The organism is Mesorhizobium sp. RIZ17 (genome assembly GCF_051127865.1).
Classification (GTDB): domain Bacteria; phylum Pseudomonadota; class Alphaproteobacteria; order Rhizobiales; family Rhizobiaceae; genus Mesorhizobium; species Mesorhizobium humile.
In genome coordinates this window covers 3036989-3057414 of sequence record NZ_CP147861.1, presented here as the reverse complement: position 1 = coordinate 3057414, position 20426 = coordinate 3036989, and the positions used below count along the sequence as shown (strand labels likewise).

Here is a 20426-nt window from a genome sequence, read left to right as displayed (position 1 = left end):
CGCCCCTAGCCAGGACCCTCACAGCAGATTGTCCGATTGCTGCGCATGTGCAGGGTCGGGCGGGGGCACAAACTGGTCGATGTTTTTCAAAAGGCAATGTGTGTCGCTATTTCTCGGCATCAAGCCAATTGCTTCCTGTTCGCAGATCGGCGGGATCCTCGGAGTCTTTTGGGATCTGGAGGGAGATGCGCCAATCGTTCGTTTTTCGCCGGCGCGAGGCGAATTCGACGCGCTGGATCGCGGCCATCTCGTCGGATGCGTACTCGACCTTGTGCGCGGCATCGAGAGTGATCTGCTCGGCCTCTATCCAAAGCGCGACCGTCAGTAGGACGTCACCGAGCACGCAGGGGCCGTCGGCGGTGCTGAGGGTGACTGAGCCGGGATAAGGAAAGCATGCCGTGCGGAACGCAGGCGGTTGCGCCTTTTGAATGCCGTCAAACGGATCTGCAGCCCCTTGGATTTGGTGCCACAGATCAGTTAGAGACCAAGTTGCGTCGGACTCGGTGTTGCGAAAGATCGGCGCGAGCGGGTCAGTATCCTCCGGTAAAGTAAAATCCACGTCCTGCGGACTGGGAACTTTCCAATCGAGCGAGCGGAATCTCCGGATGCCGATCCGTGCAATGCCGCAGGCCCTATGCCAAAAGAGCACAAAGTCCAGTCGCAACAAGATCGAGTGGATTTCCGCAACCGTAATTTCCGAAATTTTCCGCAGGGAAATGCCCGCATGAGACGCGGCAATCTGAGCCTCCGGGGAAAAGCCAGATGCGGTGACGGCAATGGTTCGATCCGCGCCAATCGAAGACTTCTTTGTGGCTAGCTGCTCGATCCAGGTGACATCCTGCAGCCTTGATCTGCGTCGACATTCGATCGTGACAAGCATTTCGGTCGTGCCGACTTTGGCACGAATGCTGGCATCCACTTCCCTCAGCCGACCTGTGAGCTTGCAACGCAGACGATCCGGTGACTTGACGATCAGCCCCCGGGGGCCTGCGTCGGCCTCGATCCGCGCGATCAGGCGTTCGAATTCGCGCCATTCGGGATCCCGATGTCGGTTCGCGGTCATTCTTTTGGACCGCCTCTTGTCCCGGCATTCAGGAACATTGGGAAGAAGCTGATCTGCTTCTTCATTTTGATGACGTCATCAACGCCAATCGTATTGGCCTTCCGTCGCTCCCCGCCGGCAGGTGTTATCACCTCAAGGTCTGGGTTTTCGATGATCGCTGCATGGACATCGTCGGCGTGCGCCGGGGTAATGTTGTATATGCTTTCGTAGAAGTCCATGACAGGCATGGCGTCTCCGCATTCCATGATCAGGCGCGGAATGTCTCCGAGAAGCTGGTTCTTGGCCGATACGCGACCGCTGATGTCGAAGAGGTAGAGCATGCCTTCATCATGCTTTGGATCGTAGGAGAGCATGTTGAGGCCGGATCGACCGAAGTGTGCCTGTAAGCTGGCGTTGTCGTGAAGAATGTTGTTGTAGACCTGCCTTGCCCGATAGGCATTCGCAAAGTGGATCAGCCAGTACCGCCACCCGCCGGGATTATTGATCGAGAACGGGCTGACATAGGGGGCGCACAATCGGAAAGCGTCAAAGACGATTTTCTCGGCTGTGCCGAGCCAGTCCTTTTGGCTCATTAACGCATCGAGCGCCTGGATATCGTTGCTCGTCAGCCCGAGATGATCGAGCTGGGCGCGAAGCCGCTCCGGCTGGTCCTTTTGAAGGAATGCGAGCAGCGAACTGATGACGAAGGTGTAGAAAATCTCAGCCGCGGGATAAGAGTGCATAATGTCGAGGATGGTGTTCCGCTCGACATGGCTGTGACCGCATTGATCGAGGTTGAAGATGACGCTCCGATAGCGGCCTTGCCCCAACAGGCTCTTGATATCGGGATAAGCGGCTTCGAAGAACTCGTTCAGATATTCGACCCGCAGATGCAGCTTGGGGCAGCTCTGGCTAGCCTCTGCTTGCATCGGTGCGACATGCGTCTTCAGAAGTTCGATCGCATCGCGGTTGGCGTCGTTGAATACGAGGAGGCATTCGACTTCGACAGCGCCAAGCCCTTGGACGGCGCGCTGCGTGTTCACAGCCTCGACTGCTCGTTTTAATTCCTCGATGAAAATCAACGGCGATCCAGGTGAGCCGCACTGGTAGCGCCCGCCGCCAGCGAAACCGTCGACGATCGCGAGGCGAAATCGCTCCTGCTGGGGCAGCCTACAGCGGACCGTCAGGTAGTCGAATACATATTCTCGCAAAATTTTATGTTTGCGGCGAGAGTGTTCCTCCAGCTTTGCTCCGTCGGCCCATTCATATCGTTTTTCGACCACTTTGCTCCCCCCGACGGATGTTGTTCTACATTGTAACCGTGCCTTGCTGGGTGGTCGGCATCTCGTCCCAGGTCCGGCCCCGATACTCGCGCCCGTTGGCCTTCTTGGAACGCTTTTTGTTATCCTTGCCCCAGGTTCCCCACTGCTTGAAGAAGAAGGCGGTACCGGCCGCCAGGCATTGGCCGTAAATTTCGTCGATCCATTCTTCCCTGATCGGTCGAGCGGATTTGCCGCTTTCACCGCCCACGATGGCCCAATGGATGTCGCGGAGGTCGACGGCGCCAACCGATCCAATGAGAGGCTCAAAAGAGATGAAGCGAATGGCTGCGGGCGCCTGGCGGAGATAGTCGACTCGACTCACGACGTTCGCGTCTTCAATGCTAGTGCCCAGCCAGACATTGGGCAGGATGTCGCCCAACTGCGAGGCGACGAGAGCTGCCATTCGCTCGGGACGCTTAGTAAGGATTTGATAGTTGTGGCGCGGGGTCTCGCGCATGACCTTCCAGACCTCAAGGATGAATTCGTCGCTGACACCCTCGTGGAAGAGGTCGCTCATAGAGTTTACGAAGATTTTCCGCGGTTTCTTCCATCCGTAGGGCATAGCCAGCGCCTTGCGGTCTTCCCGCACGACCCCATTCCACACCGTGCGCTTTCCCGTCTTACGGGTAAGTCCCGCATATTTTGCGATGCCCATGGCCTCAAGGCGTTTGGCCATTTCCATAGCATAACAATGGGTGCAGCCTGCGGTGACGATGGAGCATCCTGCGACGGGGTTCCAAGTGGAGTCTGTCCACTCTATCTGAGTTTCAGCCATCTTGCCCTCCCGAGCATTCCTTGACCCGACGCCGCATCAGACCGCTCCGCGTATCGGATTGACGACCTTGAGCCCGGCAAAGTCTTTTTCGTTATCCGTTACCAGCACGCACTCGTTCGCTCCGGCGACAGCGGCGATGATCATGTCGAGCCCGCTGCGCGGCTTGCCGGCCGCTTTTCCTCCTGCCATCAGCCGCGCCCAGATCAGCCCTGCCTTGTCGTCGAACGAGAGGATGCGGCCCGCAAACAGCGCCTGCGGCCCCTCAGGCCCAGAGAACCACCTGTCGAGTGCGTCGCGTTTTTTCCCGCGCGGCCTCTCCAGAACCCCGCGAAGAATTTCCGCAACGGTCAGCGAAGCGATGAACAAATCCTCGTCACGCTGTCTCGACATCCACGCCAGGAGCGATTCCGACGGCTGCGATTTCACGACATTGCTGATGATGTTGGTATCGAGGAGGTAGCGTGTCACAGGTCGATCTTCCGTCCCACTTCATGGGGGCGGGAAAGATCGAGGTCAGCTCCCACCAGCGGCGAACGACGCAATGCGGCGAGAATCCCGCCAAGCTTGGGTGGCTCGCCGGCGATGGTCTGGCTGACAGCAGCGCGCAGGCTAGAGGCATCCGGTCCATCTTCGGCCAGGCGGCGAGCCAAAGATCGAATGAGGTCGCGATCGGCATCGCGGCCAAGCACCTCGAAGCGCGCCAAGCCGCGCTCGCTGAGGCGAGATCGATAGTTTTGAATGGCGCGTTTTTGCGAGCTGCCCATAGTTGCCTCCGACTTATTTCCAGTAATATAACCAGAATGCTGGGTTTGATCAAGGTGCAGGCAGTCCAGGCAGTGCGCTCTTTCGGTTGAATGGCATCGGTGGACGCGTGATATATGTTACGCGACGGTACTTTTTGACCAGCGTCGAGCAGGCCGCCGGCCGACGCTGGTGTAAAGATCGTCCGATCTGGTGCCGATGGTTGGCGAAACCTCCAAAAAATCTTTCTGGCAATTTTCCCTTTGAAATCAAAAGCGTAACTTTTTTACGACCTCAGCGTCGGATTTTTTGCGCTGACAAGAGAAAATATCTCGGCGCCGACCAGAGGGCGTCGGCCCCAGGACGGGCGAGGCTCGTTCGGCGAACGGCGCGAAACAGGGATTGGTCGATTCGCGCGGCGATGAATGACCACAACGCCTGCTGGACGGGTTTCGTCGTGCAGGTGCCCGTCGCTGCCCGCCTTGAAAACTGTCAGAAAATCCCATACATTTCTGACAGGAGCATGGCCATGCAACGGTTGACCGAACAGATTCTTGCGCACGCGAAAGGGCTGCCAGAGGGCACGCCGGTCGCAGCTAAGAGCTTGCTTCACCTCGGGAATCGCGCCGCGGTGGATCAGGCATTGTCGCGTCTAGCCGAGCGGACGCAGTTGATCCGGGCGGGTCGCGGCGTCTATCTCCTTCCGGTCACGAGCAGGTTCGGCACCCGGGCTCCCTCCGTGGAGCAAGCGGTCGAGGCGCTTGCCAGCCAGCGCGGGGAGATCATCGTCCCGAGTGGGGCCGTTGCCGCCAACACCCTCGGTCTCACGACACAGGTGCCGGTCCGGTCGGTCTATCTGACTTCCGGCCGCACCCGGAAGATGAGCCTCGGCAAGCAGGTCGTCGAGCTTCGCCACGCGCCTCGTTGGCAGCTCGCCATGGCGCATCGGCCCGCTGGCGAGGCGGTGCGAGCGTTGGCTTGGCTTGGGCCGGAGAAGGCTGAGGCCGCCCTCCAGACACTGAAGCGGAAACTCCCGCCGGGCGCCTTCAGCGAGCTGGTCGCGGTAGCGCCGCAGCTTCCGACCTGGATGGCGCGCAGCGTGGGCAAGGCCGCACATGGCTGATCCCTTTCTCCACCTCCCGATCGAGGATCGGCGGGAGGCGCTCGGCGTCGCGGCCGATCGGTCCGGCCGGCCGGCATATCTCCTCGAGAAGGACGTGTGGGTGGTCTGGGCGCTCGCCACCCTTTACGGCTCGGCGCTCGGCGAACATCTGGTGTTCAAGGGCGGCACGTCGCTGTCCAAGCCTATCAGGTTATCCAGCGGTTTTCCGAGGACGTCGACCTAACATACGACATCCGGGCGATTGCACCCGACTTGGTGGGCGACGACGGCGAAGCGTTGCCGGAGACCCGTAGCGAGGAAAAACGCTTGTCCAGCGAGGTGCGTAAGCGCCTGCCCAATTGGGTTGAAGGAAGCGTTCAGCCGATCATCGCAGATGCGCTCGCGGCTTAAGCTTTGGCGGCCGCCATCCGCGTCGAGGGCGAGAAGCTGTTCATCGATTACGAAGCCGCGACGCCTGGCTCCGGCTATGTGGCGCCGAGCGTGATGCTCGAATTCGGAGCACGATCGACGGGCGAGCCCGCGAGCTTGCGCGACCTCGCCTGCGACGCGTCTGGCCTGATCGAGGGCGTGACCTTTCCCACGGCTCGTCCACGCGTGATGCATGCGGAGCGAACCTTCTGGGAGAAGGCGACGGCCATCCATGTCTTCTGCCTGCAGGAGCGCCGGCGCGGCGATCGCTTTGCTCGTCACTGGCACGATGTCGCGCGGTTGGACGAAACCGGTTTTACCCCGTCCGCCTTTGCTGATCGCGATCTGGCGAACGCAGTGGCGCGCCACAAGACCATGTTCTTCGCCGAGAAAGCGCCCGATCGAACGCCCATCGATTACGCGGCGGCTGTCAACGGCGGTCTGCGGCTTGTGCCCGCAGGCGATGGTCTGAAGGCGCTTGAAGAGGACTACGCCCGCATGGTCGACGACGGGCTTCTTCTGGAAGACGCGGAGCCTTTCGAAGCGCTGATGGCGCGATGTGCCGATATCGCCGAGCGAGCCAATTACATCCGCGAATAGAAAAAACTGGGGGGACGGCGCCGTGCGAATTTCGCGGATCAAAATTACAAACTTCGCCAATCGGCGCGGTGCGGGCGGGAATGCTCGATGCGCTGATGGCGGCAGAGCCAAGCCTCGCCGATCAGCGCGAACAGGTGGTGCGCATGTCGGCGGCGCTCGCTGTCGGCGGGCCGCTCGCCGACCTGGATCTGGCGAGCCTCGGTGGACGCGACGCGTCGCCTCTCCATCTTAATCTGTTGACGCCGCACTCGGCAAAGGGCTGCGAAGATGATGTCGTGATCATGGTGGGACTCGATCTGGGCGGTTTGCCCTGGCGCAACGAGCAGCCGGCGGCGCGACGCGAAAGCCGACGGCTCTTCTATGTTGGCCTGACGCGGGCCCGCGACGAGATCCATATGCTGTATTCCGGTTACGTCGATACCGGCCGCGGGCGAAGGTTCGGCACCCCGTCCCGTGCAAGAGCGTAGCCGTCGACAAGTGTGGAGATCAGCTCCTTTGCATTGGGAAACCGTTATTTGAGGGTCGGGTCGAGCTTATCGCGCAACCAGTCGCCGAGGACGCTAACGGCAACGGCCGTGATGACAATGACGAGGCTTGGAGCGAGCAGCATCCAGGAGGCGCGGGTGATATACTCGCGGCCGGCCGCGACCATGACACCCAGGCTGGTCATCGGCGGCTGGACGCCGAGGCCGAGGAAGGAGAGTCCGCTTTCCACCAGGACGATTTCCGGAAAGGTCACCGTCGCCGCCACGAGAAGCGTCGCCGCGCTGTTGGGCAGGATATGCCGCAGATAGACACGCAGCGGATGGGCGCCGAGCTGGCGCGTTGCGCTCGCATAGCCCTGCGCGCTGGCGGTGATTGCCAGTCCTCGTGCCAACCGCGCATTCCGCTCCCAGCCATAAAGTCCCATCAGGGCGACGAACAGCGTCAGCGAATTACCGAAACAGGCGAGCATTGCCAGCGCCACGATTAGAAATGGTAGCGAAGCCTGTACGTCGATCATTAGCAGCAGGGCATGCTCGACGAGCCCGCGGAAATACGCGGCGATGAAGCCGACCCCGGTACCGACCAACACGCTGATCGCAGTGGCGCCGAAGGCGACCAGCAAGCTGGTGCGGATCGAGTAGAAAAGACGCGAGGCCACATCACGGCCCAGATCGTCGGTTCCCAGGGCATGTAGCATCGTTCCGCCAAAGCCGACGGGCGGCGTCAGGCGATGGCGCAGGTCGATGGAAGTGATCTCATAAGGAGCGATTAGCGGCGCGGCGAGCGCCGTGAAGATCATGAGGAGAACCCAGCCCACAGCAAGGAGTGTCGGCAGGTCCACCGTGCGAGGCGACGGACGGTTGGTTTCTACAGTTGCCGTTTTCATTGCGATCCTGAGTTTGTTCCACGCAGGCGCGGATCGAACACGCCATAAAGCAGGTCCATCAGCAGGTTGGCCGATGTCATGGTCAGCGCCACGAGAAGGAGGATGACCTGCACCACGGCGAGATCACGGTTCGCAACCGAAACCACCAGCAATTGGCCGATGCCGGGCCAGCCGAAGACGCTTTCCACCAGTACGGCACCCGCGACCTGCCCGCCGAGCATCAGGCCGAACAGCGTCAGCACAGGAATGATCGCATTCGGAAAGGCATGGTGGCGAACCACCTGCCGCCACGTTACGCCCTTGGCGCTGGCCGCCACGATGTAGAGCTGCGACAGAACTTCGATCATGGCGCTACGCGTGAAGCGCGCGATAATGGCCGCCCCGCCCAGACCAAGCGTGAGCACCGGCAGTACGAAGCTTTCCGGCCGATCCGCGCCGCCGGACGGGAACAGGCCGAGCGTCACGGAAAAGATCAGGATCAGCAATAGCCCGAGCACGAAGCTTGGCACGGTGAAGCCGAACACGGTCAGCATCATCACCGATCGGTCGACCCAGGTGTCGCGATGCATGGCGGCGTAGGCGCCGACCGGAATGCCGATTAGCATCGTGAGCGCCAGTGCCGGCAGCATGAGCGCCAATGTCAGGGGCACGCGCTCGAACACAAGCTGAAGGGCCGGTTTCCCGGCTAGCATTGAATTCCCGAAATCGCAGTGAAGTGCCGCCAGGACATAGCGGACATACTGCACATACAGAGGCTGATCGAGCCCCCAATGCCGACGAAACGCCTCAAGATCCGGGGCGCGGGCGCTGGGACCGAGTATCTGCAGCGCCGGGTCTCCCGAGGCCCGCAGCACCACGAATGTAAAGGTCACCACGATCAGGATCGACAGGCCGGCACGCAGGACCTTGGGGCCGGCGAAACGAAACACCGCACTCATCAATGCCTCACCAAATGGCAGGCGACCTGCCGTTCCGGTCCTAGCGGCAGGAGTTCGGGCAGGCTCTGGCGGCAGACATCGCGCGCAAGTGGACAGCGTGGATGAAACGGGCATCCGCAGGGCCGATCGGTGGGGCTCGGCGGCTCGCCTGGCAACGCCACATAATGATCGAATCCGCCCGGAAGCCTCGGCATGGCCGAGACGAGCGCCTGCGTATAGGGATGGGCGGGTTGATCGATAATGGCGTCGGCGCGCCCCTGCTCGACGACGCGGCCAAGATACATGACGACGATCCGGTCGCTGACATGGCGAACGACCCGCAAGTCATGGCTAATGAACAAGAGGCCGAGCCCGAGCTCCTGCTGAAGATCCATGAGCAGATTGACGATTTGCGCCTGGACGGACACGTCGAGCGCCGAGACCGGCTCATCGCAAACCAGAAGCGAGGGTTTTGGCGCGAGCGCCCGCGCAAGCACCACGCGTTGGCGCTGGCCGCCGGAAAGCTGATGCGGATAGAGCCTGCCATGGTCTTCGCCGAGGCCGACACCGTGGAGAAGCTCGGCCACACGTTGCTTGCGGCTTGCCGGATCGCCAATTCCGTGAATCGCCAGCGGCTCGGCGACGAGAGCGCTGACAGTCATTCGGCGATCAAGCGCTGCCAAGGTGTCCTGAAACACCAGCTGCATCTGGCGCCGCTGCGCGCGCCACTTTTTGCTGTCAATGCGCGGCAGCGGCAAACCCTGAAACAGCACACCTCCGCTGTCCGGCGGCTCCAGACCGAGCGCAATACGGCCGGTGGTGGACTTGCCGCATCCGGATTCGCCGACAATGCCGGTCGTCCGGCCCATCTCGACATCCAGCGACACGCCATCGACTGCAACAAGATATTTCCGCGGGCCGTAGAGTGGCGAGCCGAGGGGAAAGCGACGGGTGATGTTGTTGAGACGCAGCAGGGTCATTGATACGTGCCGGCGTCCAAACGAAGGCAACGCACCGAATGCCGCGCGGCGACCTGCCGCGGTTCCGGTCGGCTCGTGCCACATGCCGTGATCGCGTACCGGCAGCGTGGCGCATAGGCGCATCCCGGCGGCAGATTGCGTTGTGGCGGCGCGCCGGCAATGGCGGTCAACCGCATGCGCGGACCGTGCGAGGGCGGAATGGCACCGATCAGGTCGCGTGTATAGGGGTGCTCCGGCGCGGTCAGAAGCGTGTGTTTCGGCGCCGTTTCGACGATCTGGCCCGCATACATGACGCATGCCCGGTCACAGACGGCCGCCACCGCGGCGAGATCATGGCTGATCATGACCAGCGCCATGCCTGTGTCGCGTTGAATATCTTTGAGCAGCAGCAGGATCTGCGCCTGCACGGTAGCGTCGAGCGCGGTCGTTGGCTCATCGGCGATCAGCAGTTCGGGCCGGCCGGCGAGCGCGATGGCAATCATCACCCGCTGGTTCTGGCCGCCCGACAGTTCGTGGGGGTACGCGTTGAGCCTGCTTGCCGCAGCGGCTATCCCGACCTGGTCGAGCAGGCGGCAGGCCTGGGCACGGGCGGCGGCACCGCTGAGGCCACGGTGCAGGCGAAGCGCTTCGGTGATCTGCGCGCCGATGCGATGCACCGGGTTCAGCGCGCTGGCCGGATCCTGGAAGATCATGGCAATGCGTCCGCCGCGCACCCGATCCAAAACGGATTGTCGTGCGCCCACAAGATCGAGATCACCAATCCTGGCCTCGCCCCCGATCTCGGCGGATTTCGGCAGCAGGCCAAGAACCGCCCGCCAAGTCACGGACTTGCCGCAGCCGGATTCGCCAACGATACCCAAGGCCTCGCCTTTGTTCACAGCGAGATCGACACCGTGCAGCACAGGCACATCGCCGAACGCCACCCTCAAGCCAGCAATGCTGATGGCAGGTTTGGTGGCGGAAGCCCCGATGCCATGAGCCGGCAACAGCGCGGCGCCCGCGCTGTTCTGGAAAGACTTATGCAGCATGGAACTCAGGCCACCGGCTCAGGCGGCATCTTCGGACCGAGATACATTTGCGGCAACGGGTTGGGCTGCCAGCTGACATCCGCCTTCTGCCCATAGATAAAGGGCATGGAATGCAGCGGCGTGATGCAAGGGTCCTCGATCTCGACAATGTCCTGCATCCGTTTGAAGGCCGCCTGGCGCTTGGCGAGATCGGTCGTCGTTTCAAGCTCGTGACCGAGCGCGTTAAACTCGGCATTGGTCCAGCCACCTGTTGACTGGAGGTCATTGGTCGGACCGATAATCTGCCACAGCATGGAAACGGGATCGGCGTAGAAGGCGCCGCCGGACGTGTCATTGATGCCGCCAATGTCGCCGACCTGCGTCCAGTTTTCACACATGATCAGCTTGACGTTGATTCCGGCAGCCTTCCACATCTCGACAAGCGCCTGGTTCTCGGCGAGCTGCATCGGATAATAGGTGCCGACGGAAGGGTATGGGATTTCCTCACCTCTGTAGGATGACTTGGCGAGCAGTTCCTTGACCTGCGCCGGATCATAGGACACCCCCTTGCGGTTGGGGTCGTTGATCTCGCCGAAGATCGGTAGCTGCCAGCTGGTCAGCGCTTTCGCCCGGCCGTCCCAGAGGCCGTCCGCCAGCGCACCGCGATCGATAGCGAGAGCGAGCGCGCGACGCAGATCGACATCTTTCAGGATGGGAGTCCTGAGCGGAGCAAATGTGAGAAAGCGGAACCACATGGCTTCGCCACCAACAATCGAGAGGCCGTTGACACCCTCAATTTCGGCAATGTGGTCCGGAGTGATGTCTGTGACGATATCGTAATCGCCCGACTTCAGTCCGGCGATGCGCGCGGCGATTTCCGGCAGCCGCTTGAAGCGGATCGAGGCAAATGGCGGCTGGCCTCCCCAATATTCGTCGTGCGCCAACAGCGTGATCTCGTCGCCATTGCGGACCTCGCCGATCTTGTAAGGGCCGGTGCCGATCGGCTTCGCCGCCCAGGCGTCATAGCTGCTGGCGCCAGCCCGTGCCCTGGCGCTGATGATCTGCGTGCCCCAGGCGCCGAGCCTCTGGGCGAAGACCGGATCCTCTGTCCTGGTGATCAAACGGACAGTGCGATCATTGATCTTCTGCACATCGGCAAGCGAGGAGAGGAAGTTGGCAAACACGGCCGCGCCCGGCGCTTTTTCGCCGCGCAGTCGATCGTGCCCGAGCGAGAAGACAACGTCATCCGCCGTCATTGTGGACCCGTCATGAAACTTCACATTGTCGCGCAACGTGATCTCATGGATCGTGGCGTCGATTTGCTTCAATGATGTCGCGAGCGCGAAATTCAGGCGAAAATTGTCGTTGTAGTCGGTCCGTAAAAGCTGATCGAAAATGCTGTATTGCACCCGCCAGGAAACGTTGGCGATGGAGGAGCCGTCCACCGGTTCCAGAATTGTGCGCAGGTCCTGAACGGCAATATTGAGGCTCGGCCTCCGCCCGGCTGCCGCCATGATCGTGTTCGGCAATGCTATTGCGCCAGCCGCCAGGGCGGTCATGCCGAGAAATCTGCGACGTGTCGTTTGCATATCAAAATCCCCTCTCTTTCAGTCGGGATGACAATCGGAGCGAATGAAATCCGCTCCCGAGACGGGCTGAGACATAGCGCAGTTATGTGACGGTTTTTTGCAGGTTTGAGACGGATTGTGTTGGTTATTGAAATCAAACGGAAAAAAATGTTTCACGGTTGGGGCAGCCGTGGGGGCTGAAAGAAGAGGATCAAGTAGAGACCAGTGCGGGGTTGTGACGGTTTTGCGGATATAGAACTTCAACACCGGCGGCTTCGATCTTGTCCAGCATGTCCGATGCAGGCCTCCGGTCGGTGATGATCACGGTAATCGCCGAATGGGGCAGGATGCGGTAACGCGCCGACAAGCCGAATTTGCTGTGATCGGCGAGAATGACAATTTTCCGTGCTTGCTCGCAGAGCGTAGCAGCAAGCTCCTGTCCGACCTGTTCATGGTCGAAGACGCCATTCGGATGCACCGCATTGACGCCGATGAATGCGATGTCGATCTGCTGTTCGCGGAGTGTACGCAAGGCGGTGAATCCGGTTACGGTCCGGAAATCGACATTGAAATCGCCCCCCAGCATGACAACGCGATGCCGATAGCCTTCGGCCGCGGCGATGGCAGTATCGACCATGTTGGTGACGACGCGCATTTCCGGGAGGGCCGATATGCGGCTGGCCAACGACAGAATGGTGCTGCCGCCCCCGAAAAAGAGATTCTGACCGGGCTTCAGAAGACCCAGGGCGATCTCAGCGATGGTGCTTTTTTCCGCGCGCTCGGAAACAGCTCGCGATGAGATGGCCAGCAGCTTTGGCTGTTGCGTTGCGACCGCGCCACCATGGACCCGTGCGACCAAGCCATCCTGCTCGAGCCGTTTGATATCCCGCCGCGCAGTCTCTTCTGAAATATTGAACCGCTGCATCAAATCTCGGATGCGCACTTCGCCATTCGCCTGGATGATTTCAACGAGCCTTCTATGACGATTGTAACTTAGCGACATGCTTCTCTCTCTCGCGGCATTCGAAAAAAGACTATTCAGTTCGCTGCGCAAATGTCACGTCAGGGCGTCACTCTCAGAGGCCGTTGAGCGGCTTAAGGTGCGCCGCAGAGCTTTTGCCAGCCTTTCGTTTTCCGTCCGACTTCGAACCGTCAGGCGCAGATATCGATCTGCGTCGTTCATGGCTTGATAGCCGCATTCTCTTACGAGGACGGATTCGAACAGAACGAGGCGGCGCTTGAGCTCGGCAGCGGATACCGAATTTTCAGGCAGCCGGCACAAGATGAAATTCGTTTGCGAAGGTACGACGTCGAGGCCCGGTACCGTCCGCAGCTCCTCGATGAACAGCTCTCTATCTTCTCGCAACATCTCTAGACTGTGTTCCAGTTCCTCTGCGAATTCGGGAAGCAGGAACAGTGTGTATTCCGCAATACCGTTAATGTTCCACAGCGGCAGTTTCCGGCGCACGGCGGCAACGAGGGCGGGATCGCCAGCCATGAGGTAGGCGAGCCGGATTCCGCCAAGTCCGAAGACCTTTCCAAGGCTCTTCACCACGATCAAATTGGCACAGGACGGAACCAGATTCTCAACGCTGTTTGGTCGGCCATCAGCGGGAAAATCAATGAACGATTCATCCACGATCAGCCGCCGCCCTCGAGATCCTAGGGCCTCCGCCAGCCATGCCACGTCAGCATGATCAACAAGTCGACCGGTCGGATTGTTTGGATTTACAACGATTGCCGTATCCGCGCCTGTCGCCAGTACGAATTCCAGGAAAGCTCGAACGTCGAGATCGAAATAGGGCGGGGTGAGGACGAAGTTGTTCTTTTGTTCGTCATCGAGTGGTGTTTGAAAGCCGGCGAACGTGGGCGTGGGAATCGCGATTGTGGGGTTCAGCGTTGAATAGAGCGCCTGGATGAGATCGGTCACCCCGTTTCCGACTGCAATAAAGTCCGGCTGCTGCGAGGTCATTGTGCCAACAACTGAAGCGATATCGATCTGCTGAGAAGGATAGCATGTCAACACGCCTTCGAGCCTCGCCGCCAGCCGATCGTAAAAAGTCTTGGGAGGGAAGCGGGTATTGCAAAGAAGCATGTGCTCGGCGATTGGCTTGCGCCAATAACCTCCGACGCTCGTTTCCAGACGCCGCAGCACGTTCTCCTTGTCGCACCGAAATTCCGCGATGGATGCGTCGACACCGTCGCAAATATCGAGCAGCTTGGAGCCAGCATTCAGGACATTGTCAGGCAACGCTACGTCCCGCTGGGATAGGCCCGCGACCAACGTGCTCAAGGCCTGATGCAGAGATGCCGCGGCGCGGCTTTCGGCCAAAAGATTGCGTAGAACATCAGCACTCAATCGATAAATCCCGGTCGGCGCGTCGGGCCGCCAAGCGGAGCCGCGCAAACCTTTGTTGGTATTGATACCGTCAAGAACCTCACTGTCGAAAAGCGGTGTTCCCCATATCAGGACAGTATCGCCATCATGTTGGCAAAACTTCTCAATGAGATCGCCGTCATGCGCGTCGCGCCACGAAAGCGTATTTGTGCTGTCCTGCAGGCGGAACCCATCGAATGTGCCGCTGCTCAAGTTTTCAACGAAAGTGACATCTTCAATGCCGTTTTCGACACAGGCGTTGACGAGACGGTCCAAGAGCGGCTGACCGTTGATAGGAACCAACGGTGCATCGTAGCTGCCACTCCACAGATGTATTTTTGGCCCTGCGAAATCGAGGATAAAAATAGCACGGGTCGTATCGGCCATCTCGGACTCCTTTCTTCTGAAGGAAGCAAAAAGCGCGCGTAGAAGCGCCCATTCCCAAAATCAAAACGACCCAGGGGCGCTCGAAGTATCCCGTGATGCGTTCATACCGGCGTCATCCGAAGCCTATAGGGGGCTTTGGTTTCGATCCGTCTCTTCCAGGTGCAAAATGACCCACACCAATCCATCCAGGCCTACCGCTCGTTTTCAGACGCCTGCCTCGATAAAGCCGCGCGCTCCTACGAAAGCGATTCTGATCCTCATGGACGGCGTAAGCGCGGACTATTTCGAAAAGCACAAACATCGGTTGCCGACGCTTCTTCGTTTGGCAGGAGACGGTCTGTCCATCAGTCGCCTGCGCTCAACGGTGCCGGGAACGTCGATGCCGGGGCGCGCAAGCATGCTAACCGGCGCGGCGCCTCAAGCGAACGGGATCTACGGAAACCACATTGTGCGAGATGGCTCGTTTGTCTGCGCCGACGCGTCTGATCTGCGGGTTCCGACCATTGCAAAGCTTGCCAAAAATAGCGGGCTTGATGTCGCGTCCATCGGCGCTGGGTTGATCGACCCAGCCGATTGCGATGTCTTCGTGCCGGCCTGGTGGGAACGAGGGTTTCTCCAGGGAAGCCGGTCATTTAAGAGCCTGCCCGAAAACCGCATCGCTCGCTCGCGCATGATCAAGGATCCAAATGGGCGGTTGCGAGCCGCCGGCGTGCTCGATCTCTTCGGCTTCCCGTCCAGTAGCGACACCGTTGCGAGCACTCCTCTCGTTGCGGGCCTGGCCGCGGATCATCTCATGATCGGGGCCGCAGGAGCGCTGGCTTGCTCGGAGAACCCGCCTGATCTCATTTTGACCGAGATCGACATGACGGATTCGATTCAGCATCAGTTCGGATACGAAAGCGAGGCGGCACATTGGTCTATCGCCGCGGCCGACATGATGATTGGCGCTCTCATCGAAGGACTGAGGCGAGTCGGGCGGGAAGACGATTACGCGATCGTAGTCGCAAGTGACCATGGACATAGCGCCGTCCACACAACCATTTATCCGGATGCGATCATCCCTGACTTGCTTTGGGAAAGTGAAGGAGCGACGCTCCATGTCCTGGTTGACGGAGCTCATGACCGCAGAATCGCAGACGGACTGTTGGCGCGCTTCCAAGTGGAGCCGTGGTCGAGCGACCATGTTCCGGTAAATGAACGCGATTGCATAGCGGCCTATGTCGCACCTCCTGGACACTCCTTCGAGGAGACCGTTGGAGACACGCAAGAAGCTGGCCCGACGGGCAGACCTCGATACTTGTCCACCCACGGTTTTCGACCGGGCAGCGCGGAGGACGATCGGATATGCCTGTTGAGCATCCCTGGAATGCAACCTTGCAATATTGCCTGGGGCTCCGCTGAAGAGTTCACGCCAACCATTGCTCAGATCTTGGGATTGTCCGACGCCCCGTTTTCGGCAAGGGGTCTTCTGTAAGATGCCCGCAAGCGACCGCCTGCGGGCTCGCATATTCGTCATGAGAATACCTCTTTGAAGAATATCCCAAGGTTGGCCAACAGCCAGAACTTCCGACCAAACGAGTCTGAAGGATTTCGTCGTCCGGCCTCGAACCAACGCCACAAAGCAGCAGGATCGAACAAATCTCCCAGTGGAGAGTCCTTATCAAACAGCAGCCTTCGATATTCCGTTGCCCCCTCGCCAACGGCCCACTGACCCAATGGCAGCGGAAATCCCATCTTTTTGCGAGATAGAACAGATCTGGGCAAGACGCTCCGGTATTCCCTTCTTAAGGGGAATTTTGAGACATCGAGACGTTCGCTGAAGGAAGCAACCGGATGCCACAGTGCCTGGACCGAAGCGATTGGAGACCTCCACCTCAACCGCTGTGAGCCGGGCATCGCCATTGCGGCGGTAACGAGCTGGTGATCGGTGTAAGGAACGCGAGCTTCAAGCCCAGCTGCCATTGTGGTGTTGTCAACCATTTCCAGCAATGCGGGCAAATGCGTAGAGACGAGAACATATGAGATCTTGCTAAAGAAATCTCCGCCGGCCTCTGCAAATTGAGTCGAGAAGTGATCGAACAGAGCCATCTCGTGCTCCCTTTCTATCCGCCCATCGATGGCAAGCGAGCGGATTTCATCGGTCGGGAAGTAGCTGTAGCGCTCCAGGAAGAACTGCAGCTGACTGCAATGGACGCCGAGTCCGAGGCGTCGGCGTGCGACCTGGGCAAGAGCACGTGGTAATGCGGCGATGATCTTGCTTCGATTGTAATCATACGGCGTACGGAACAATCGGCTGTAGCCAGCAAAAATCTCATCGGCACCCTCGCCGGTGAGGACGACCTTATGTTCCTTCGAAATCGCCTTTGCGAGCGTAAACATTGCGATTTCGTTATGCATCCCAAGCGGATGTCCGCGTAGGCGAACCAGCTCTGACACAGCGTCGATATCGGAAGGTTCTCCAATTGGGACTACCCGGTGAGTGAGCCCGAATTCTGCGGCGACCTCCATCGCATAGGCCGTCTCGTCATAATCGGGGGCCTCGACCTTGCCGGTATAGCAGATCGGACGGATTTGTGAGCGAGCGGATGCCTCATAGGCCAGGATGCTCGAGTCAAGTCCACCGGACAACAATGCGGCGACAGGTACATCAGCCACCAGCTGACGCTGAACGGCACTTCCGAGTAGTCTGCGTATGTCGGAGTAGTCGGGCTTACATCGCGAAATGCGCTCGGACAGATTCCACCAACGCTCCGACGTGTGTCGCCCGTTTGTTATTTCGAGAAGATGGCCGGGCTCTAACTTGGAAATCCCGGCAAACAGCGTTCTGGCGCCGACAACCGCGCGATAGGAAAGAAAACTGAGCGCGCCGATCGTGTCGGGTCCGCGCATCACGCCCGGCCAGCGAATGAGAGCGTTCGGCTGCGACGCAAACAGAAGCCCAACATCGCAAATCGAGTAGTAGAGGGGTTTTACCCCCAAACGATCTCGGGCGATGAGAACAAGCGATTTCCGTGGATCGAAAAGCGCGAAGGCAAACATCCCGTCAAGGCGGTTTAAGAATGACTTTCCCCAAGCAATATAGCTAAGAATTAGAACCTCGGTGTCGGACACCGTCGAAAAGGAAAAACCCATGTCCCTCAATTCAGCTTTAATTTCCCGATAGTTGAATATCTCGCCGTTGTACGTTACCACCACTCCGGTATTGTCATCGCGATAGGGCTGATTGGCGCGAGAATGAGCGTCGACAATCGATAGCCGTCGATGCGCGAATGCGACCGATTGATCAATGTATAGGCCGCTGGCATCAGGCCCGCGATGAGCGAGAGCGTCAGCGCAACGCTCAACGGCCTCAGCACAAACGGGTGTTCCCTCGTTTTTGAGGACTATCCCAAAGATTCCGCACATTGGGGTCGCTCTCTTGGCACGAATAACGCCAACTACGTGCTCGGCTTTTCGCCGATCATCTGGATGCAGCCATCGCCGAACCAGAAGCGGGCCAGCGGGTGGTCATAATGACGGTACATCGGAGCGAGAAAGCGCCGAAGATTATGGAAATTTTTTGTATACCTTGAGATCCTGCGGATTTTCTCGAAGCCGCACTCGCCATACCAGCCTCGGATTTGCCCCTCTGTGAAGGCGAACTCGTGATAGGTCGGCGCCTGGAAACGATCCCGGATCGTCACGAACAAATCATCGTCAAAAAGGCTCCGAAAGAATTCGTTTTCGCCGGGTATATATTCTTCCTCTTCGCCGTCCTTTATTCTCAACATCCAGTTGATGGCTTCGCGTGCGGTGGATGCGTCCAGATTGTCAATGGAACTGCGGAATTGACCGTCGCTTTGGTAGAGTTCTCGCAAGTGATTGATGCATCGGTAAATGACGCCGTTGGCGGTGCCCATAATCGTCAAAAAGAAGCTGCCGCCGGGGCGGGTTACACGGGCAAGCTCTTCAAAGCCTTTTTTCGGATTGCTGGTGTGCGGCAAGACCCCTGCGCAATGGACAAAATCGAAACTGAAGTCGTCAAACGGCAGATCGAGCACACTGCCAGCGACCAGTTCCGAGCGCGGCCCAAATCGGCTGAGCCGTTTGCGCGCGCAATCCATCCAATCATTGCTCAATTCAAGCGAAACAACGTTTCGTGCCCCCTTGTCGATAAACGCATAGGACGCATTCGCGTTGGAGCCGCAGCCCGCGTCCAGGACATCAAGGCCGCGGAAGCTACCGGTAGGCAGGCCGAAATATTCTTCCTCGATTAGAGAGACCAACCTGTCGAATATGTGGTCGTCATTCTCCTGCTGGCGCTGGTAGCGATCAAAGACGGTGCGAGTTTCGGCCTCGAAAGAGTTTTCCATGTATTCTCTTCCCTATAGCTACAAACTGATTCACTTTGTGAGTAAGGCGACAGATCCGGCTGCGGCGAGTGTAAGGTTACCCAAGCGCAACGCACTGCCGGTACCTGGAAATTTGAAGTTTGAAAGATGCAGGACCGACAGCACAAACCCTGCACCGATCAATAGGTTGCCCAGGCCTTGCACCGGCAAGTGATGGTCGGCGACGAAGAGGAACGCCAACACGAAGAGATTATTGTTCAACGGCAATCCTCTGCCGAATCCGTCAGCGTCCAGTCCGAACGTCGAAAAATAGCTGAGGCGCAGAGCCCCCGACAGGATGAGGCAGTTGGCAGCCAACAATGCGGGAACGGAGAACGCGTTGAAGGACAAAATCAGAACCGCTGGAAAGACGGCTGCGTAGACCAAATCAAGCAGCCCGTCCAACGCGCCACCCAGCTGTGCCATCAAAGCGGACCGGTTCGGGGAACTCTTCGCGACCATGCCGTCGGCATCATCTGCCAAAAGAGCCCACAAGCCGAAACAGATGCCAATCTCGAAGCGCCCGATCAAAGCAAAGTAGATCGCCGTGGTGGCCAAGATCAGCCCAAGGGCCGTAATGGCATTTGCAGCGTCGAACAGATAGCGGATCATCCTCCTACCCCCGCCACGGCGGCCCGCGCGTCGGCACTATGTCTGTGAGGTCGCTCGAAGGCGAAAATCCTTTCCGCTACCCGCAGGTCCTGTTCACTGTCGATCTCGTACCATCGCAAATCGTCACATCGCGCCGCGGCGAGTTGCAGTCCGCGCTGCTCGATGAGATGCGCGAGCAGCTCCTCGATATAGGCTTTGATTGCGCCCGAGCCGATCAGGTCGTGGAGGACCGGGACGATCACCGTTTGGAGTTCGGCGCCAGAGAACCGGGTGAGGTTCATCATCTTGAAGAGCACCGGGGGGCCTGATGCCAGATTTGCCGCCGTCTGCTTCAACCGGACTTCGGATATGAAGCCGTCGCTGGAAAGGACGGCCGCGGATCCTTCCATGGATGGATCGAAGGGCGCGACCGCAGCGGCATTGGGCGCCTCGACCCTGATCAGGTGGCGCAGTGCATCTTCTTCGAAGAAGACGTCACCTTCGAGGAGGTAACAGTCGCCGGAAAGAAGCGTGTCGCGTGCCAGCCAGAGCGAGTACGCGCTCCCTGTCTTGTCGAAGACCGAGGACTCGACATAGTTGATTTCAACTCTGCCGAAGCGTTCGCCACACGCATGGCGAATGGCATCCTTGCGATAGCCGACAACAATCGTCACCTCTTCGACTCCCACCGACTGAAGGTTCCACAGTGCATTGTGAAGTATCGGTGTGCCGTTGACTTCGACGAGGGGCTTGGGACACAGATCGGTCAGCGGACGCAGGCGGGAGCCGAAGCCGGCAGCGAGAATGACGGCTTTCCTGGGAGCAGCGGGAGGCATCTCATTCACC

The 20426-nt window shown here is 59.2% G+C and carries 19 protein-coding genes and 1 pseudogene; 4 read left to right on the top strand and 16 right to left on the bottom strand.

What is annotated here, in order from left to right; genetic code table 11:
- Positions 1-106: 106 nt before the first annotated feature.
- From WDX12_RS14760 to WDX12_RS14740, 5 genes are read right to left on the bottom strand one after another with little or no spacing between them, the layout of a single operon-like run.
- Positions 107-1063, bottom strand: coding sequence for a restriction endonuclease (locus WDX12_RS14760; protein WP_434725341.1), 957 nt, complete (start codon positions 1061-1063; stop codon positions 107-109).
- A complete protein-coding gene (locus WDX12_RS14755) occupies positions 1060-2325 on the bottom strand; it encodes a three-Cys-motif partner protein TcmP (protein WP_202308775.1) in 1266 nt (421 codons plus the stop codon). Before WDX12_RS14755 ends, WDX12_RS14760 begins: the two co-directional genes overlap by 4 nt.
- 25 nt (positions 2326-2350) lie before the next feature.
- Positions 2351-3139, bottom strand: a complete 789-nt coding sequence (locus tag WDX12_RS14750) for a DUF5131 family protein (protein WP_027047779.1) — start codon at positions 3137-3139, stop codon at positions 2351-2353.
- 36 nt (positions 3140-3175) lie between these two features.
- The gene (locus WDX12_RS14745; protein ID WP_434725340.1) at positions 3176-3607 is read right to left on the bottom strand and encodes a PIN domain-containing protein; all 432 of its coding nucleotides are present in this window, start codon (positions 3605-3607) and stop codon (positions 3176-3178) included.
- Entirely contained in the window at positions 3604-3903 is a 300-nt protein-coding gene (locus WDX12_RS14740) for a hypothetical protein (RefSeq protein ID WP_434725339.1), read from the bottom strand. The genes WDX12_RS14745 and WDX12_RS14740 overlap by 4 nt, the downstream gene beginning before the upstream one ends.
- Positions 3904-4409: 506 nt before the next feature.
- Between WDX12_RS14740 and WDX12_RS14735 the strand changes: the two genes are divergently transcribed.
- From WDX12_RS14735 to WDX12_RS14725, 3 genes and pseudogenes are all read left to right on the top strand, one after another.
- Positions 4410-5003, top strand: a complete 594-nt coding sequence (locus WDX12_RS14735) for a DUF6088 family protein (protein ID WP_434725637.1) — start codon at positions 4410-4412, stop codon at positions 5001-5003.
- Positions 4996-6011, top strand: a pseudogene (locus WDX12_RS14730) (nucleotidyl transferase AbiEii/AbiGii toxin family protein). The gene WDX12_RS14735 and the pseudogene WDX12_RS14730 overlap by 8 nt, the downstream one beginning before the upstream one ends.
- An 80-nt stretch (positions 6012-6091) precedes the next feature.
- A complete protein-coding gene (locus WDX12_RS14725; RefSeq protein ID WP_172234340.1) occupies positions 6092-6478 on the top strand; it encodes a 3'-5' exonuclease in 387 nt (128 codons plus the stop codon).
- A 44-nt stretch (positions 6479-6522) separates the two neighbouring features.
- On the opposite strand, the gene WDX12_RS14720 is transcribed toward WDX12_RS14725, so the two are convergent.
- The 7 genes from WDX12_RS14720 to WDX12_RS14690 all read right to left on the bottom strand — a co-directional run bounded on the left by WDX12_RS14720 (position 6523) and on the right by WDX12_RS14690 (position 14619).
- On the bottom strand, positions 6523-7383 hold the full coding sequence (locus tag WDX12_RS14720; protein ID WP_434725338.1) for an ABC transporter permease: 861 nt from the start codon (positions 7381-7383) through the stop codon (positions 6523-6525).
- Positions 7380-8321 (bottom strand): ABC transporter permease, encoded by a 942-nt coding sequence (locus WDX12_RS14715; protein ID WP_109671382.1) that lies wholly within the window; start codon positions 8319-8321, stop codon positions 7380-7382. Before WDX12_RS14715 ends, WDX12_RS14720 begins: the two co-directional genes overlap by 4 nt.
- Positions 8321-9280, bottom strand: a complete 960-nt coding sequence (locus WDX12_RS14710) for an ABC transporter ATP-binding protein (protein ID WP_434725337.1) — start codon at positions 9278-9280, stop codon at positions 8321-8323. Before WDX12_RS14710 ends, WDX12_RS14715 begins: the two co-directional genes overlap by 1 nt.
- Positions 9277-10308 carry an ABC transporter ATP-binding protein gene (locus WDX12_RS14705; RefSeq protein ID WP_434725336.1) on the bottom strand — a complete coding sequence of 344 codons (1032 nt, stop codon included), beginning with the start codon at positions 10306-10308 and terminating at the stop codon, positions 9277-9279. The genes WDX12_RS14710 and WDX12_RS14705 overlap by 4 nt, the downstream gene beginning before the upstream one ends.
- 5 nt (positions 10309-10313) lie before the next feature.
- On the bottom strand, positions 10314-11876 hold the full coding sequence (locus WDX12_RS14700) for an ABC transporter substrate-binding protein (RefSeq protein ID WP_434725335.1): 1563 nt from the start codon (positions 11874-11876) through the stop codon (positions 10314-10316).
- A gap of 190 nt (positions 11877-12066) precedes the next feature.
- The gene (locus WDX12_RS14695) at positions 12067-12858 is read right to left on the bottom strand and encodes a DeoR/GlpR family DNA-binding transcription regulator (protein ID WP_434725334.1); all 792 of its coding nucleotides are present in this window, start codon (positions 12856-12858) and stop codon (positions 12067-12069) included.
- Between the two features lie 54 nt (positions 12859-12912).
- On the bottom strand, positions 12913-14619 hold the full coding sequence (locus tag WDX12_RS14690) for an aminotransferase class I/II-fold pyridoxal phosphate-dependent enzyme (RefSeq protein WP_434725333.1): 1707 nt from the start codon (positions 14617-14619) through the stop codon (positions 12913-12915).
- A gap of 166 nt (positions 14620-14785) precedes the next feature.
- Between WDX12_RS14690 and WDX12_RS14685 the strand changes: the two genes are divergently transcribed.
- The gene (locus WDX12_RS14685) at positions 14786-16093 is read left to right on the top strand and encodes an alkaline phosphatase family protein (protein WP_434725332.1); all 1308 of its coding nucleotides are present in this window, start codon (positions 14786-14788) and stop codon (positions 16091-16093) included.
- A gap of 38 nt (positions 16094-16131) precedes the next feature.
- On the opposite strand, the gene asnB is transcribed toward WDX12_RS14685, so the two are convergent.
- The 4 genes from asnB to WDX12_RS14665 are packed head-to-tail and all read right to left on the bottom strand — an operon-like array spanning position 16132 to position 20416.
- A complete protein-coding gene (gene asnB, locus WDX12_RS14680) occupies positions 16132-18024 on the bottom strand; it encodes an asparagine synthase (glutamine-hydrolyzing) (RefSeq protein WP_434725331.1) in 1893 nt (630 codons plus the stop codon).
- A gap of 32 nt (positions 18025-18056) precedes the next feature.
- Positions 18057-18971: a class I SAM-dependent methyltransferase gene (locus WDX12_RS14675; protein WP_434725330.1), complete on the bottom strand. Its 915-nt coding sequence runs from the start codon at positions 18969-18971 to the stop codon at positions 18057-18059.
- A gap of 30 nt (positions 18972-19001) precedes the next feature.
- The gene (locus WDX12_RS14670; protein WP_136617683.1) at positions 19002-19601 is read right to left on the bottom strand and encodes a phosphatidylcholine/phosphatidylserine synthase; all 600 of its coding nucleotides are present in this window, start codon (positions 19599-19601) and stop codon (positions 19002-19004) included.
- Positions 19598-20416: a phosphocholine cytidylyltransferase family protein gene (locus WDX12_RS14665; protein WP_434725329.1), complete on the bottom strand. Its 819-nt coding sequence runs from the start codon at positions 20414-20416 to the stop codon at positions 19598-19600. The genes WDX12_RS14670 and WDX12_RS14665 overlap by 4 nt, the downstream gene beginning before the upstream one ends.
- Between the last annotated feature and the right edge of the window lie 10 nt (positions 20417-20426).